The organism is Citrobacter sp. RHBSTW-00671 (assembly GCF_014103415.1).
Lineage (GTDB): Bacteria > Pseudomonadota > Gammaproteobacteria > Enterobacterales > Enterobacteriaceae > Citrobacter.
Map to the genome: position 1 here is coordinate 931,996 of NZ_JABXPR010000001.1, position 12,686 is coordinate 944,681.

Here is a 12,686-nt window from a genome sequence, read left to right on the forward strand (position 1 = left end):
AGCGTCGCTGATGTTACAACCAAAGCGTACAAAATTCCGTAAAATGCACAAAGGCCGCAACCGCGGTCTGGCGCAGGGTACGGATGTTAGCTTCGGCAGCTTCGGTCTGAAAGCTGTTGGCCGTGGTCGTCTGACTGCCCGTCAGATCGAAGCAGCACGTCGTGCTATGACCCGTGCAGTTAAGCGTCAAGGTAAGATCTGGATCCGTGTATTCCCGGACAAACCGATCACTGAAAAGCCGCTGGCAGTGCGTATGGGTAAAGGTAAAGGTAACGTGGAGTATTGGGTTGCCTTGATTCAGCCGGGTAAAGTCCTGTATGAAATGGACGGCGTACCGGAAGAGCTGGCCCGTGAAGCATTCAAGCTGGCAGCAGCGAAACTGCCGATTAAAACCACCTTTGTAACTAAGACGGTGATGTAATGAAAGCAAAAGAGCTGCGTGAGAAGAGTGTTGAAGAGCTGAACACCGAGCTGCTGAATCTGCTGCGTGAGCAGTTCAACCTGCGTATGCAGGCTGCAAGTGGCCAGCTGCAACAGTCTCACCTGTTGAAGCAAGTGCGTCGTGATGTCGCACGCGTTAAGACTTTACTGACTGAGAAGGCGGGTGCGTAATGACCGATAAAATCCGTACTCTGCAAGGTCGCGTTGTTAGCGATAAAATGGAGAAATCCATCGTTGTTGCTATCGAACGTTTTGTGAAACACCCGATCTACGGTAAATTCATTAAGCGTACGACCAAACTGCACGTACATGACGAGAACAACGAATGCGGTACTGGTGACGTGGTTGAAATCCGCGAATGCCGTCCGCTGTCCAAGACTAAGTCCTGGACGCTGGTTCGCGTTGTAGAGAAAGCTGTTCTGTAATACAGTAGGCATTCTCAACGAATAAACGGCTCAGCGATGAGCCGTTTATTTTTTCTACCCATATCGTTTAAGCGGTGTTATAATGCCGCGCCCCCGATATGGGGCTTTTTAACGGCCTGATTTTCGGGTCTCAGTAGTAGTTGACATTAGCGGAGCACTAAAATGATCCAAGAACAGACTATGCTGAACGTCGCCGACAACTCCGGTGCACGTCGCGTAATGTGTATCAAGGTTCTGGGTGGCTCGCACCGTCGCTACGCAGGCGTCGGCGATATCATCAAGATCACCATCAAGGAAGCAATTCCGCGTGGTAAGGTCAAAAAAGGTGATGTGCTGAAGGCGGTAGTGGTGCGCACCAAGAAGGGTGTTCGTCGCCCGGACGGTTCTGTCATTCGCTTCGATGGTAATGCATGCGTTATTTTAAACAATAACAGCGAGCAACCTATCGGTACGCGTATTTTTGGGCCGGTAACTCGTGAACTTCGTAACGAGAAGTTCATGAAAATTATCTCTCTGGCACCAGAAGTACTCTAAGGAGCGAATCATGGCAGCGAAGATCCGTCGTGATGACGAAGTTATCGTGTTAACCGGTAAAGATAAAGGTAAACGCGGTAAAGTAAAAAATGTCCTGTCTTCCGGCAAGGTCATTGTTGAAGGTATCAACCTGGTTAAGAAACATCAGAAGCCGGTCCCGGCCCTGAACCAACCAGGCGGCATCGTAGAGAAAGAAGCAGCTATTCAGATCTCTAACCTTGCTATCTTCAACGCGGCAACCGGCAAGGCTGACCGTGTAGGCTTTAGATTCGAAGACGGCAAAAAAGTCCGTTTCTTCAAGTCTAACAGCGAAACTATCAAGTAATTTGGAGTAGTACGATGGCGAAACTGCATGATTACTACAAAGACGAAGTAGTCGCTAAACTCATGACTGAGTTTAACTACAATTCTGTCATGCAAGTCCCTCGGGTCGAGAAGATCACCCTGAACATGGGTGTTGGTGAAGCGATCGCTGACAAGAAACTGCTGGATAACGCAGCAGCTGACCTGACAGCAATCTCCGGTCAAAAACCGCTGATCACCAAAGCACGCAAATCAGTTGCAGGCTTCAAAATCCGTCAGGGCTATCCGATCGGCTGTAAAGTAACTCTGCGTGGCGAACGCATGTGGGAGTTCTTTGAGCGCCTGATCACTATTGCTGTTCCACGTATCCGTGACTTCCGTGGCTTGTCCGCTAAGTCTTTCGACGGTCGTGGTAACTACAGCATGGGTGTCCGTGAGCAGATCATCTTCCCAGAAATCGACTACGATAAAGTCGACCGCGTGCGTGGTTTGGATATTACCATTACCACTACTGCGAAATCTGACGAAGAAGGCCGTGCTCTGCTGGCTGCCTTTGACTTCCCGTTCCGCAAGTAAGGTAGGGTTACTGAATGGCTAAGCAATCAATGAAAGCACGCGAAGTAAAGCGCGTAGCTTTAGCTGATAAGTACTTCGCAAAACGCGCTGAACTGAAAGCTATTATCTCTGATGTGAACGCGACCGACGAAGATCGTTGGAACGCAGTTCTCAAGCTGCAGTCTCTGCCGCGTGATTCCAGCCCGTCCCGTCAGCGTAACCGCTGCCGTCAAACAGGTCGTCCGCATGGCTATGTGGGCAAGTTCGGGTTGAGCCGTATCAAACTGCGTGAAGCCGCCATGCGCGGTGAAGTACCAGGCTTGAAAAAGGCTAGCTGGTAATTACCAATTGAATCACGGGAGTAAAGACAGATGAGCATGCAAGATCCGATCGCGGATATGCTGACCCGTATCCGTAACGGTCAGGCCGCGAATAAAGCTGCGGTCACCATGCCTTCCTCCAAGCTGAAAGTGGCAATTGCCAACGTGCTGAAGGAAGAAGGTTTTATTGAAGATTTTAAAGTTGAAGGCGACACCAAGCCGGAACTGGAACTTACTCTTAAGTATTTCCAGGGTAAAGCTGTTGTAGAAAGCATTCAGCGTGTCAGTCGCCCAGGTCTGCGCATTTATAAGCGTAAAGACGAGCTGCCGAAAGTTATGGCTGGCATGGGTATCGCAGTTGTTTCTACCTCTAAAGGTGTTATGACTGATCGTGCAGCGCGCCAGGCTGGTCTTGGTGGCGAAATTATCTGCTACGTAGCCTAATCGGAGGAAAAAATGTCTCGTGTTGCTAAAGCACCGGTCGTTATTCCTGCCGGCGTTGATGTAAAAATCAACGGTCAGGTTATTACGATCAAAGGTAAAAACGGCGAGCTGACTCGTACTCTCAACGATGCTGTTGCAGTAAATCATGCAGATAATGCACTGACCTTCGGTCCGCGTGATGGTTACGCAGATGGATGGGCTCAGGCTGGTACCGCGCGTGCCCTGCTGAATGCAATGGTTGTCGGTGTTACCGAAGGCTTCACTAAGAAGCTTCAGCTGGTTGGTGTAGGTTATCGTGCAGCGGTTAAAGGGAATGTAGTAAACCTGGCTTTAGGTTTCTCTCACCCAGTTGACCATCAGCTGCCTGCGGGAATCACTGCAGAATGTCCGTCTCAGACTGAAATCGTGCTGAAAGGCGCTGATAAACAGCTGATCGGTCAGGTTGCAGCAGATCTGCGCGCCTACCGTCGTCCTGAGCCTTATAAAGGCAAGGGTGTTCGTTACGCCGACGAAGTCGTGCGTACCAAAGAGGCTAAGAAGAAGTAAGGTAACACTATGGATAAGAAATCTGCTCGTATCCGTCGTGCGACCCGCGCACGCCGCAAGCTCCAGGAGCTGGGTGCAACTCGCCTGGTGGTACATCGTACCCCGCGTCATATTTACGCACAGGTAATTGCACCGAACGGTTCTGAAGTTCTGGTAGCTGCTTCTACTGTAGAAAAAGCTATCGCTGAACAATTGAAGTACACCGGTAACAAAGACGCTGCTGCAGCTGTAGGTAAAGCTGTTGCTGAACGCGCTCTGGAAAAAGGCATCAAAGATGTTTCTTTTGACCGTTCCGGGTTCCAATATCATGGTCGTGTCCAGGCACTGGCAGATGCTGCCCGTGAAGCTGGCCTTCAGTTCTAAGGTAGAGGTGTAAGATGGCTCACATCGAAAAACAAGCTGGCGAACTGCAGGAAAAGCTGATCGCGGTTAACCGCGTATCTAAAACCGTTAAAGGTGGTCGTATTTTCTCCTTCACAGCTCTGACTGTAGTTGGTGATGGTAACGGTCGCGTTGGTTTTGGTTACGGTAAAGCGCGTGAAGTTCCAGCAGCGATCCAGAAAGCGATGGAAAAAGCCCGTCGCAATATGATTAACGTCGCGCTGAACCACGGCACCCTGCAGCACCCGGTTAAGGGTACTCACACGGGTTCTCGTGTATTCATGCAGCCGGCTTCCGAAGGTACCGGTATCATCGCCGGTGGTGCAATGCGCGCCGTTCTGGAAGTCGCTGGAGTTCGTAACGTTCTGGCTAAAGCGTATGGTTCCACTAACCCGATTAACGTGGTTCGTGCAACTATCGATGGCCTGGAAAATATGAAATCTCCGGAAATGGTCGCTGCCAAGCGTGGTAAATCCGTTGAAGAAATTCTGGGGAAATAAACCATGGCAAAGACTATTAAAATTACTCAAACCCGCAGTGCAATCGGTCGTCTGCCGAAACACAAGGCAACGCTGCTTGGCCTGGGTCTGCGTCGTATTGGTCACACCGTAGAGCGCGAGGATACTCCTGCTGTTCGTGGTATGGTCAACGCGGTTTCCTTCATGGTTAAAGTTGAGGAGTAAGAGATGCGTTTAAATACTCTGTCTCCGGCCGAAGGCTCTAAAAAAGCGGCTCGCCGCCTGGGTCGTGGTATCGGTTCTGGCCTCGGTAAAACCGGTGGTCGTGGTCACAAAGGTCAGAAGTCTCGTTCTGGCGGTGGCGTACGTCGCGGTTTCGAGGGTGGTCAGATGCCTCTGTACCGTCGTCTGCCGAAATTCGGCTTCACTTCACGTAAAGCAGCAATTACAGCCGAAGTTCGTCTGTCTGACCTGGCTAAAGTTGAAGGCGGTGTTGTAGACCTGAACACGCTGAAAGCGGCTAACATTATCGGTATCCAGATCGAGTTTGCGAAAGTGATCCTGGCTGGTGAAGTAACGACTCCGGTAACTGTTCGTGGCCTGCGTGTTACTAAAGGCGCTCGTGCTGCTATCGAAGCTGCTGGCGGTAAAATCGAGGAATAAGTAGCAGATGGCTAAACAACCGGGATTAGATTTTCAAAGTGCCAAAGGTGGCTTAGGCGAGCTGAAACGCAGACTGCTGTTTGTAATCGGCGCGCTGATTGTGTTCCGTATTGGCTCTTTCATTCCGATCCCTGGTATTGATGCCGCTGTACTTGCCAAACTGCTTGAGCAACAGCGAGGCACCATCATTGAAATGTTTAACATGTTCTCTGGTGGTGCTCTCAGCCGTGCTTCTATCTTTGCTCTGGGGATCATGCCGTATATTTCGGCGTCGATCATTATCCAGCTGCTGACGGTGGTTCATCCAACGCTGGCAGAAATTAAGAAAGAAGGGGAGTCTGGTCGTCGTAAGATCAGCCAGTACACCCGCTACGGTACTCTGGTGCTGGCAATATTCCAGTCGATCGGTATTGCTACCGGTCTGCCGAATATGCCTGGTATGCAGGGCCTGGTGATGAATCCAGGCTTTGCATTCTATTTCACCGCTGTTGTAAGTCTGGTTACAGGGACGATGTTCCTGATGTGGTTGGGTGAACAGATTACTGAACGTGGTATCGGCAACGGTATCTCAATCATTATCTTCGCCGGTATTGTCGCGGGACTCCCGCCAGCCATTGCCCATACTATCGAGCAAGCGCGTCAAGGCGACCTGCACTTCCTCGTGTTGCTGTTGGTTGCAGTATTAGTATTTGCAGTGACGTTCTTTGTTGTATTTGTTGAGCGTGGTCAACGCCGTATTGTGGTAAACTACGCGAAACGTCAGCAGGGTCGTCGTGTCTATGCTGCACAGAGCACACATTTACCGCTGAAAGTGAATATGGCGGGGGTAATCCCGGCAATCTTCGCTTCCAGTATTATTCTGTTCCCGGCAACCATCGCGTCATGGTTCGGGGGCGGGACTGGTTGGAACTGGCTGACAACAATTTCGCTGTATTTGCAGCCTGGGCAACCGCTTTATGTGTTACTCTATGCGTCTGCAATCATCTTCTTCTGTTTCTTCTACACGGCGTTGGTTTTCAACCCACGTGAAACAGCAGATAACCTGAAGAAGTCCGGTGCATTTGTACCAGGAATTCGTCCGGGAGAGCAAACGGCGAAGTATATCGATAAAGTAATGACCCGCCTGACTCTGGTTGGTGCGCTCTACATTACCTTTATCTGCCTGATCCCGGAGTTCATGCGTGATGCAATGAAAGTACCGTTCTACTTCGGTGGGACCTCACTGCTTATCGTTGTTGTCGTGATTATGGACTTTATGGCTCAAGTGCAAACTCTGATGATGTCTAGTCAGTACGAGTCTGCATTGAAGAAGGCGAATCTGAAAGGCTACGGCCGTTAACAGTCGCCCGAGAAGTTACGGAGAGTAAAAATGAAAGTTCGTGCTTCCGTCAAGAAATTATGCCGTAACTGCAAAATCGTTAAGCGTGATGGTGTCATCCGTGTGATTTGCAGTGCCGAGCCGAAGCATAAACAGCGCCAAGGCTGATTTATTCGCATATTTTTCTTGCAAAGTTGGGTTGAGCTGGCTAGATTAGCCAGCCAATCTTTTGTATGTCTGTGCGTTTCCATTTGAGTATCCTGAAAACGGGCTTTTCAGCATGGTGCGTACATATTAAATAGTAGGAGTGCATAGTGGCCCGTATAGCAGGCATTAACATTCCTGATCAGAAACATGCTGTGATCGCATTAACTTCGATCTACGGCGTCGGCAAGACCCGTTCTAAAGCCATTCTGGCTGCCGCGGGTATCGCTGAAGATGTTAAGATCAGTGAGCTGTCTGAAGAACAAATCGACACGCTGCGTGACGAAGTTGCCAAATTTGTCGTTGAAGGTGATCTGCGCCGTGAAGTTAGCATGAGCATCAAGCGCCTTATGGACCTTGGTTGCTATCGCGGTTTGCGTCATCGTCGTGGTCTCCCGGTTCGCGGTCAGCGTACCAAGACCAACGCACGTACCCGTAAGGGTCCGCGCAAACCGATCAAGAAATAATCGGGGTGATTGAATAATGGCAAAGGCACCAATTCGTGCACGTAAACGTGTAAGAAAACAAGTCTCTGACGGCGTGGCTCATATCCATGCTTCTTTTAACAACACCATCGTTACCATTACTGATCGTCAGGGTAACGCACTGGGTTGGGCAACAGCCGGTGGTTCCGGTTTCCGTGGTTCTCGCAAATCCACTCCGTTTGCAGCTCAGGTTGCAGCAGAGCGTTGCGCTGAAGCCGTAAAAGAATACGGTATCAAGAATCTGGAAGTTATGGTCAAAGGACCGGGTCCAGGTCGCGAATCTACTGTTCGTGCTCTGAACGCCGCTGGTTTCCGCATCACTAATATTACTGATGTGACTCCGATCCCTCATAACGGTTGTCGTCCGCCGAAAAAACGTCGCGTATAACGCTGTCGTTTCTAGGATTGTTGGAGAAAGAAAATGGCAAGATATTTGGGTCCTAAGCTCAAGCTGAGCCGTCGTGAGGGCACTGACTTATTCCTTAAGTCTGGCGTTCGCGCGATCGATACCAAGTGTAAAATTGAACAAGCTCCTGGCCAGCACGGTGCGCGTAAACCGCGTCTGTCTGACTATGGTGTGCAGTTGCGTGAAAAGCAAAAAGTTCGCCGTATCTACGGTGTGCTGGAGCGTCAGTTCCGTAACTACTACAAAGAAGCAGCACGTCTGAAAGGCAACACCGGTGAAAACCTGTTGGGTCTGCTGGAAGGTCGTCTGGACAACGTTGTATACCGTATGGGCTTCGGTGCCACTCGTGCAGAAGCACGTCAGCTGGTCAGCCATAAAGCAATTATGGTAAACGGTCGTGTTGTTAACATCGCTTCTTATCAGGTTAGTCCGAATGACGTTGTTAGCATTCGTGAGAAAGCGAAGAAGCAGTCTCGCGTGAAAGCCGCTCTGGAGCTGGCTGAGCAGCGTGAAAAGCCAACCTGGCTGGAAGTTGATGCTGGCAAGATGGAAGGCACGTTCAAGCGTAAGCCGGAGCGTTCTGATCTGTCTGCGGACATTAACGAACACCTGATCGTCGAGCTTTACTCCAAGTAAAGCTTAGTACCAAAGAGAGGACACAATGCAGGGTTCTGTGACAGAGTTTCTAAAACCGCGCCTGGTAGATATCGAGCAAGTGAGTTCGACGCACGCCAAGGTGACCCTTGAGCCTTTAGAGCGTGGCTTTGGCCATACTTTGGGTAACGCACTGCGCCGTATTCTGCTCTCATCGATGCCGGGTTGCGCGGTGACCGAGGTTGAGATTGATGGTGTACTACATGAGTACAGCACCAAAGAAGGCGTTCAGGAAGATATCCTGGAAATCCTGCTCAACCTGAAAGGGCTGGCGGTGAGAGTTCAGGGTAAAGATGACGTTATTCTTACCTTGAATAAATCTGGCATTGGCCCTGTGACTGCAGCCGACATTACCCATGATGGGGATGTCGAAATCGTCAAGCCACAGCACGTGATCTGCCACCTGACCGATGAGAATGCATCTATTAGCATGCGTATCAAAGTTCAGCGCGGTCGTGGTTATGTGCCGGCTTCTACCCGAATTCATTCGGAAGAAGATGAGCGCCCAATCGGCCGTCTGCTGGTCGACGCATGCTACAGCCCTGTAGAGCGTATTGCCTACAATGTTGAAGCAGCGCGTGTAGAACAGCGTACCGACCTGGACAAGCTGGTCATCGAAATGGAAACCAACGGCACAATCGATCCTGAAGAGGCGATTCGTCGTGCGGCAACCATTCTGGCTGAACAACTTGAAGCTTTCGTTGACTTACGTGATGTACGTCAGCCGGAAGTTAAAGAAGAGAAACCAGAATTCGATCCGATCCTGCTGCGCCCTGTTGACGATCTGGAATTGACTGTCCGCTCTGCTAACTGCCTCAAAGCAGAAGCTATCCACTATATCGGTGATCTGGTACAGCGTACTGAGGTTGAGCTTCTTAAGACGCCTAACCTTGGTAAAAAATCTCTTACAGAGATTAAAGACGTGCTGGCTTCCCGTGGACTGTCTCTGGGCATGCGCCTGGAAAACTGGCCACCGGCAAGCATCGCTGACGAGTAACCGGATCACAGGTTAAGGTTTTACTGAGAAGGATAAGGTCATGCGCCATCGTAAGAGTGGTCGTCAACTGAACCGCAACAGCAGCCATCGCCAGGCTATGTTCCGCAATATGGCAGGTTCACTGGTTCGTCATGAAATCATCAAGACGACTCTGCCGAAAGCGAAAGAGCTGCGTCGCGTAGTTGAGCCGCTGATTACTCTTGCCAAGACTGATAGCGTAGCTAATCGTCGTCTGGCATTCGCCCGTACTCGTGATAACGAGATCGTGGCAAAACTGTTTAACGAACTGGGCCCGCGTTTTGCGAGCCGCGCCGGTGGTTACACTCGTATTCTGAAGTGTGGCTTCCGTGCAGGCGACAACGCGCCGATGGCATACATCGAGCTGGTTGATCGTTCAGAGAAAACAGAAGCTGCTGCAGAGTAATCTGTAGTAACGTAAAAAAACCCGCCTCGGCGGGTTTTTTTATATCCGTCATATCCCCACTTATCTACAATATCTGTACTCTTTTTGTTCATCCCCTGGGGTGTTGTATGTGGTTACTGGACCAGTGGGCAGAGCGCCATATTATTGATGCACAATCTAAAGGTGAGTTTGATGATTTACCTGGAACGGGTGAACCGCTGACTCTTGACGATGACTCCCATGTTCCGCCGGAGCTTCGGGCCGGGTACCGTTTATTAAAAAACTCTGGGTGCCTTCCTCCTGAGCTTGAACAACGCAGAGAGGCGATGCAGTTGCTTGATATACTTGCAGGTATTCGCCAGGATGACCCTCGTTATCAGGATGTGAGTCGACGCCTGTCGCTACTTGAACTCAAACTTCGGCAGGCTGGACTCAGCACCGAGTTTCTACGTGGTGAATACGCAGATAAACTACTGCATAAAATTAATGATGAATAGCGGAGGACGTATGTACCGGATTGGTGAATTAGCGAAGCTGGCCGACGTGACGCCGGATACTATCCGCTACTATGAAAAGCAGCAGATGATGGAGCATGAAGTTCGTACTGAAGGCGGATTTCGGCTCTATACAGAAAGCGATCTGCAACGGCTGAAGTTTATTCGTTACGCGCGACAGCTAGGTTTCACGTTGGAGTCTATCCGTGAATTGCTTTCGATCCGTGTCGATCCGGAACACCATACCTGTCAGGAATCAAAAGGGATCGTCCAGGAACGATTGCAGGAAGTCGAAGCCCGTATAGCCGAACTTCAAACGATGCAACGATCGCTGCAGCGATTGAATGATGCATGCTGCGGCAAGGCACACAGCAGCGTCTACTGTTCTATTCTGGAGGCGCTTGAACAAGGTGCCAGTGGCACGACAACAGGTTGTTGATTTATTGAACGGGCGGGTCTACACTCGCGGCGTAAATTATTACCACAAACTGGAGATATTATGAGCCGTTATCAGCATACCAAAGGGCAGATAAAGGACAACGCCATTGAGGCGCTACTGCATGATCCACTTTTCAGGCAGCGTGTTGAGAAGAATAAAAAAGGGAAAGGGAGTTATCTGCGTAAAGGTAAACATGGCAATCGGGGTAACTGGGAGGCCAGTGGCAAGAAAGTGAATCACTTTTTTACCACTGGCCTTCTTGTTTCAGTGAGCGCTTAAGAACGATTATTCTGTTCTTTCAGTAGGTCACGAATTTCACTTAACAATACTTCTTCTTTAGAGGGAGCCGGTGGTGCTGCAGGTTCTTCCTCTTTTTTACGATTCAGTTTGTTGATCAGTTTGATCGCCATAAAGATAGCAAACGCCACAATAATGAAATCAAAGACGTTCTGAATAAATACACCGTAATGCATAACGACAGCCGGGATGTCTCCCTGCGCATCGCGCAATGTCAAAGCAAACTGTTTAAAATCGATCCCACCAATTAACAACCCCAGCGGCGGCATGATGATATCGGCAACCAGCGATGAAACAATCTTACCGAATGCCGCACCAATAATGACACCCACTGCCAAATCGACAACATTCCCGCGCATCGCGAATTCGCGAAACTCTTTAATAATGCTCATTTTATTCTCCCTATGCAGCTGACGTTTATAAGTTTAACAAATGTTAAGACATTTTCCATTTATGTAATGCTGAAAGGAAAATTTATTAGACCATGAAAAATAAAGGGAAATAAAATGGGCGCTATATAAGCGCCCAAATATTTACAGGAAGAAGGGGCTTGGCTGGAATAGGCGTTCGACGTCAGTAATAAACTTTTTGTCTGTCAGGAACATGATAACGTGATCACCCTGCTCAATACGCAGGTTGTCATTGGCTATCATCACGTCGTTACCTCGCACTACCGCACCAATAATGGTACCGGGTGGAAGTTTAATTTCGTCTATTGCGCGACCGACAACTCGTGATGTCGTTTCATCCCCGTGCGCGACAGCTTCAATCGCTTCCGCAACACCGCGCCGCAGCGAAGAAACGCCGACAATATCAGCTTTGCGCACATGGCTCAGTAGTGCAGATATGGTGGCCTGTTGCGGTGAAATTGCAATATCAATCACGCTACCCTGGACCAGATCAACATATGCCTTACGCTGGATAAGCACCATGACTTTCTTGGCGCCCATGCGTTTGGCTAGCATGGCCGACATAATGTTAGCTTCATCGTCGTTGGTTACCGCGATAAAAAGATCAACTTGATCAATATGTTCCTCAGCCAGCAGCTCTTGATCCGAGGCATCGCCGAAAAAGACGATCGTATTTTGCAATTTCTCCGCAAGCTCGGATGCCCGTTGTTGATTGCGCTCGATCAGTTTGACGCTGTAATCTTTTTCCAGACGCCGGGCCAGACCAGCACCGATATTACCGCCACCCACTAACATAATACGCTTGTAGGGTTTTTCCAGACGCTGAAGTTCACTCATTACGGCACGAATGTGCTGTGAAGCTGCAATAAAGAACACTTCATCACCCGCTTCAACAATGGTGGAGCCCTGCGGACGGATTGGCCTGTCATGACGGAATATTGCCGCAACGCGGGTATCGATGTGTGGCATATGCTCGCGCATTGTCGACAGTGCATTGCCGATCAATGGTCCGCCGTAATAGGCTTTGACCACCGCCAGACTGACCTTACCTTCGGCAAAATTTACCACCTGCAACGCACCTGGGTACTCAATTAGTCGGTAAATGCTATCGATGACCAGCTGCTCTGGCGCAATCAGATGGTCGATAGGCACTGCGTCAGACTGGAACAGTTTATCTGCATCGCGGACATAATCCGGCGAGCGAATTCGGGCGATACGATTGGGGGTATTAAAAAGTGAGTATGCGACCTGGCAAGCAACCATATTGGTTTCATCTGAGCTGGTCACTGCAACCAGCATATCGGCGTCGTCAGCTCCGGCCTCACGCAGTACACGGGGATGGGAACCATGGCCTTGCACAACGCGGAGATCAAACTTGTCCTGCAGGCTGCGCAGACGCTCACCATTGGTATCGACTACGGTGATATCGTTGTTCTCTCCGACCAGGTTCTCAGCCAACGTACCGCCAACTTGCCCTGCGCCCAGAATGATAATTTTCATCAGTTGCGA

25 protein-coding genes are annotated in these 12,686 nt (G+C 49.9%); 23 read left to right on the forward strand and 2 right to left on the reverse strand.

Going from position 1 to position 12,686, the window contains the following annotated elements:
• The first annotated feature begins 10 nt into the window (after nt 1–10).
• From rplP to arfA, 23 genes are all read left to right on the forward strand, one after another.
• Entirely contained in the window at nt 11–421 is a 411-nt protein-coding gene (gene rplP / locus HV261_RS04435; protein ID WP_000941212.1) for a 50S ribosomal protein L16, read from the forward strand.
• Entirely contained in the window at nt 421–612 is a 192-nt protein-coding gene (gene rpmC / locus HV261_RS04440; RefSeq protein ID WP_000644742.1) for a 50S ribosomal protein L29, read from the forward strand. The genes rplP and rpmC overlap by 1 nt, the downstream gene beginning before the upstream one ends.
• Nucleotides 612–866, forward strand: a complete 255-nt coding sequence (gene rpsQ / locus HV261_RS04445) for a 30S ribosomal protein S17 (protein ID WP_003031120.1) — start codon at nt 612–614, stop codon at nt 864–866. The genes rpmC and rpsQ overlap by 1 nt, the downstream gene beginning before the upstream one ends.
• 162 nt (nt 867–1,028) lie before the next feature.
• Nucleotides 1,029–1,400 carry a 50S ribosomal protein L14 gene (rplN, locus tag HV261_RS04450; protein ID WP_000613954.1) on the forward strand — a complete coding sequence of 124 codons (372 nt, stop codon included), beginning with the start codon at nt 1,029–1,031 and terminating at the stop codon, nt 1,398–1,400.
• Nucleotides 1,401–1,410: 10 nt separating this feature from the next.
• Complete coding sequence (rplX, locus tag HV261_RS04455; protein ID WP_003031122.1) at nt 1,411–1,725, forward strand: 50S ribosomal protein L24; 315 nt, start codon at nt 1,411–1,413, stop codon at nt 1,723–1,725.
• Nucleotides 1,726–1,739: 14 nt separating this feature from the next.
• Nucleotides 1,740–2,279 (forward strand): 50S ribosomal protein L5, encoded by a 540-nt coding sequence (gene rplE / locus HV261_RS04460; RefSeq protein ID WP_003031123.1) that lies wholly within the window; start codon nt 1,740–1,742, stop codon nt 2,277–2,279.
• 14 nt (nt 2,280–2,293) lie between these two features.
• Nucleotides 2,294–2,599, forward strand: coding sequence for a 30S ribosomal protein S14 (rpsN, locus tag HV261_RS04465; RefSeq protein ID WP_003031125.1), 306 nt, complete (start codon nt 2,294–2,296; stop codon nt 2,597–2,599).
• Nucleotides 2,600–2,629: 30 nt separating this feature from the next.
• Nucleotides 2,630–3,022, forward strand: a complete 393-nt coding sequence (gene rpsH / locus HV261_RS04470; protein ID WP_003031127.1) for a 30S ribosomal protein S8 — start codon at nt 2,630–2,632, stop codon at nt 3,020–3,022.
• Nucleotides 3,023–3,034: 12 nt separating this feature from the next.
• A complete protein-coding gene (gene rplF, locus HV261_RS04475) occupies nt 3,035–3,568 on the forward strand; it encodes a 50S ribosomal protein L6 (RefSeq protein ID WP_003031129.1) in 534 nt (177 codons plus the stop codon).
• A 9-nt stretch (nt 3,569–3,577) separates the two neighbouring features.
• Nucleotides 3,578–3,931 carry a 50S ribosomal protein L18 gene (gene rplR / locus HV261_RS04480; RefSeq protein WP_000358960.1) on the forward strand — a complete coding sequence of 118 codons (354 nt, stop codon included), beginning with the start codon at nt 3,578–3,580 and terminating at the stop codon, nt 3,929–3,931.
• Nucleotides 3,932–3,945: 14 nt separating this feature from the next.
• On the forward strand, nt 3,946–4,449 hold the full coding sequence (gene rpsE / locus HV261_RS04485; protein WP_003031131.1) for a 30S ribosomal protein S5: 504 nt from the start codon (nt 3,946–3,948) through the stop codon (nt 4,447–4,449).
• Between the two features lie 3 nt (nt 4,450–4,452).
• Nucleotides 4,453–4,632, forward strand: coding sequence for a 50S ribosomal protein L30 (gene rpmD / locus HV261_RS04490; RefSeq protein WP_001140434.1), 180 nt, complete (start codon nt 4,453–4,455; stop codon nt 4,630–4,632).
• 3 nt (nt 4,633–4,635) lie between these two features.
• Entirely contained in the window at nt 4,636–5,070 is a 435-nt protein-coding gene (rplO, locus tag HV261_RS04495; RefSeq protein ID WP_003031132.1) for a 50S ribosomal protein L15, read from the forward strand.
• Nucleotides 5,071–5,077: 7 nt separating this feature from the next.
• Nucleotides 5,078–6,409, forward strand: coding sequence for a preprotein translocase subunit SecY (gene secY / locus HV261_RS04500; protein WP_001118864.1), 1,332 nt, complete (start codon nt 5,078–5,080; stop codon nt 6,407–6,409).
• 30 nt (nt 6,410–6,439) lie between these two features.
• The gene (gene rpmJ / locus HV261_RS04505; RefSeq protein ID WP_000868187.1) at nt 6,440–6,556 is read left to right on the forward strand and encodes a 50S ribosomal protein L36; all 117 of its coding nucleotides are present in this window, start codon (nt 6,440–6,442) and stop codon (nt 6,554–6,556) included.
• Nucleotides 6,557–6,702: 146 nt separating this feature from the next.
• On the forward strand, nt 6,703–7,059 hold the full coding sequence (gene rpsM, locus HV261_RS04510) for a 30S ribosomal protein S13 (RefSeq protein ID WP_003031135.1): 357 nt from the start codon (nt 6,703–6,705) through the stop codon (nt 7,057–7,059).
• A gap of 16 nt (nt 7,060–7,075) precedes the next feature.
• Nucleotides 7,076–7,465, forward strand: a complete 390-nt coding sequence (gene rpsK, locus HV261_RS04515; protein WP_003031137.1) for a 30S ribosomal protein S11 — start codon at nt 7,076–7,078, stop codon at nt 7,463–7,465.
• A gap of 33 nt (nt 7,466–7,498) precedes the next feature.
• Nucleotides 7,499–8,119 carry a 30S ribosomal protein S4 gene (gene rpsD, locus HV261_RS04520; RefSeq protein ID WP_003031138.1) on the forward strand — a complete coding sequence of 207 codons (621 nt, stop codon included), beginning with the start codon at nt 7,499–7,501 and terminating at the stop codon, nt 8,117–8,119.
• Nucleotides 8,120–8,144: 25 nt separating this feature from the next.
• The gene (locus HV261_RS04525; RefSeq protein WP_003031139.1) at nt 8,145–9,134 is read left to right on the forward strand and encodes a DNA-directed RNA polymerase subunit alpha; all 990 of its coding nucleotides are present in this window, start codon (nt 8,145–8,147) and stop codon (nt 9,132–9,134) included.
• A 40-nt stretch (nt 9,135–9,174) separates the two neighbouring features.
• Complete coding sequence (gene rplQ, locus HV261_RS04530; RefSeq protein WP_001216370.1) at nt 9,175–9,558, forward strand: 50S ribosomal protein L17; 384 nt, start codon at nt 9,175–9,177, stop codon at nt 9,556–9,558.
• Nucleotides 9,559–9,665: 107 nt separating this feature from the next.
• Nucleotides 9,666–10,034 carry a DnaJ family domain-containing protein gene (locus HV261_RS04535; RefSeq protein WP_202037588.1) on the forward strand — a complete coding sequence of 123 codons (369 nt, stop codon included), beginning with the start codon at nt 9,666–9,668 and terminating at the stop codon, nt 10,032–10,034.
• A 10-nt stretch (nt 10,035–10,044) separates the two neighbouring features.
• Nucleotides 10,045–10,470: a Zn(2+)-responsive transcriptional regulator gene (zntR, locus tag HV261_RS04540; RefSeq protein ID WP_137383644.1), complete on the forward strand. Its 426-nt coding sequence runs from the start codon at nt 10,045–10,047 to the stop codon at nt 10,468–10,470.
• Between the two features lie 60 nt (nt 10,471–10,530).
• Entirely contained in the window at nt 10,531–10,749 is a 219-nt protein-coding gene (arfA, locus tag HV261_RS04545; protein WP_048213520.1) for an alternative ribosome-rescue factor ArfA, read from the forward strand.
• Here arfA and mscL read toward each other — a convergent pair.
• Complete coding sequence (gene mscL, locus HV261_RS04550; RefSeq protein WP_137383643.1) at nt 10,746–11,159, reverse strand: large-conductance mechanosensitive channel protein MscL; 414 nt, start codon at nt 11,157–11,159, stop codon at nt 10,746–10,748. The two genes, arfA and mscL, sit on opposite strands and share 4 nt — an antisense overlap.
• A 141-nt stretch (nt 11,160–11,300) precedes the next feature.
• Nucleotides 11,301–12,677: a Trk system potassium transporter TrkA gene (trkA, locus tag HV261_RS04555; RefSeq protein ID WP_137383642.1), complete on the reverse strand. Its 1,377-nt coding sequence runs from the start codon at nt 12,675–12,677 to the stop codon at nt 11,301–11,303.
• Between the last annotated feature and the right edge of the window lie 9 nt (nt 12,678–12,686).

Excerpts from the sequence above, each read along its gene's own strand:
- rplR (WP_000358960.1), top strand. The coding sequence starts at position 3,578 with ATGGATAAGAAATCTGCTCGTATCCGTCGTGCGACCCGCGCACGCCGC.
- rplQ (WP_001216370.1), top strand. The coding sequence starts at position 9,175 with ATGCGCCATCGTAAGAGTGGTCGTCAACTGAACCGCAACAGCAGCCAT.
- rpsH (WP_003031127.1), top strand. The coding sequence starts at position 2,630 with ATGAGCATGCAAGATCCGATCGCGGATATGCTGACCCGTATCCGTAAC.
- mscL (WP_137383643.1), bottom strand. The coding sequence starts at position 11,159 with ATGAGCATTATTAAAGAGTTTCGCGAATTCGCGATGCGCGGGAATGTT.
- trkA (WP_137383642.1), bottom strand. The coding sequence starts at position 12,677 with ATGAAAATTATCATTCTGGGCGCAGGGCAAGTTGGCGGTACGTTGGCT.
- rpsK (WP_003031137.1), top strand. The coding sequence starts at position 7,076 with ATGGCAAAGGCACCAATTCGTGCACGTAAACGTGTAAGAAAACAAGTC.
- rpmJ (WP_000868187.1), top strand. The coding sequence starts at position 6,440 with ATGAAAGTTCGTGCTTCCGTCAAGAAATTATGCCGTAACTGCAAAATC.
- secY (WP_001118864.1), top strand. The coding sequence starts at position 5,078 with ATGGCTAAACAACCGGGATTAGATTTTCAAAGTGCCAAAGGTGGCTTA.
- rplF (WP_003031129.1), top strand. The coding sequence starts at position 3,035 with ATGTCTCGTGTTGCTAAAGCACCGGTCGTTATTCCTGCCGGCGTTGAT.
- rplE (WP_003031123.1), top strand. The coding sequence starts at position 1,740 with ATGGCGAAACTGCATGATTACTACAAAGACGAAGTAGTCGCTAAACTC.
- rpmD (WP_001140434.1), top strand. The coding sequence starts at position 4,453 with ATGGCAAAGACTATTAAAATTACTCAAACCCGCAGTGCAATCGGTCGT.
- rplN (WP_000613954.1), top strand. The coding sequence starts at position 1,029 with ATGATCCAAGAACAGACTATGCTGAACGTCGCCGACAACTCCGGTGCA.
- rplX (WP_003031122.1), top strand. The coding sequence starts at position 1,411 with ATGGCAGCGAAGATCCGTCGTGATGACGAAGTTATCGTGTTAACCGGT.
- arfA (WP_048213520.1), top strand. The coding sequence starts at position 10,531 with ATGAGCCGTTATCAGCATACCAAAGGGCAGATAAAGGACAACGCCATT.
- zntR (WP_137383644.1), top strand. The coding sequence starts at position 10,045 with ATGTACCGGATTGGTGAATTAGCGAAGCTGGCCGACGTGACGCCGGAT.
- rpsQ (WP_003031120.1), top strand. The coding sequence starts at position 612 with ATGACCGATAAAATCCGTACTCTGCAAGGTCGCGTTGTTAGCGATAAA.
- rpmC (WP_000644742.1), top strand. The coding sequence starts at position 421 with ATGAAAGCAAAAGAGCTGCGTGAGAAGAGTGTTGAAGAGCTGAACACC.
- rplO (WP_003031132.1), top strand. The coding sequence starts at position 4,636 with ATGCGTTTAAATACTCTGTCTCCGGCCGAAGGCTCTAAAAAAGCGGCT.
- rpsD (WP_003031138.1), top strand. The coding sequence starts at position 7,499 with ATGGCAAGATATTTGGGTCCTAAGCTCAAGCTGAGCCGTCGTGAGGGC.
- rpsN (WP_003031125.1), top strand. The coding sequence starts at position 2,294 with ATGGCTAAGCAATCAATGAAAGCACGCGAAGTAAAGCGCGTAGCTTTA.
- rpsE (WP_003031131.1), top strand. The coding sequence starts at position 3,946 with ATGGCTCACATCGAAAAACAAGCTGGCGAACTGCAGGAAAAGCTGATC.
- HV261_RS04535 (WP_202037588.1), top strand. The coding sequence starts at position 9,666 with ATGTGGTTACTGGACCAGTGGGCAGAGCGCCATATTATTGATGCACAA.
- HV261_RS04525 (WP_003031139.1), top strand. The coding sequence starts at position 8,145 with ATGCAGGGTTCTGTGACAGAGTTTCTAAAACCGCGCCTGGTAGATATC.
- rplP (WP_000941212.1), top strand. The coding sequence starts at position 11 with ATGTTACAACCAAAGCGTACAAAATTCCGTAAAATGCACAAAGGCCGC.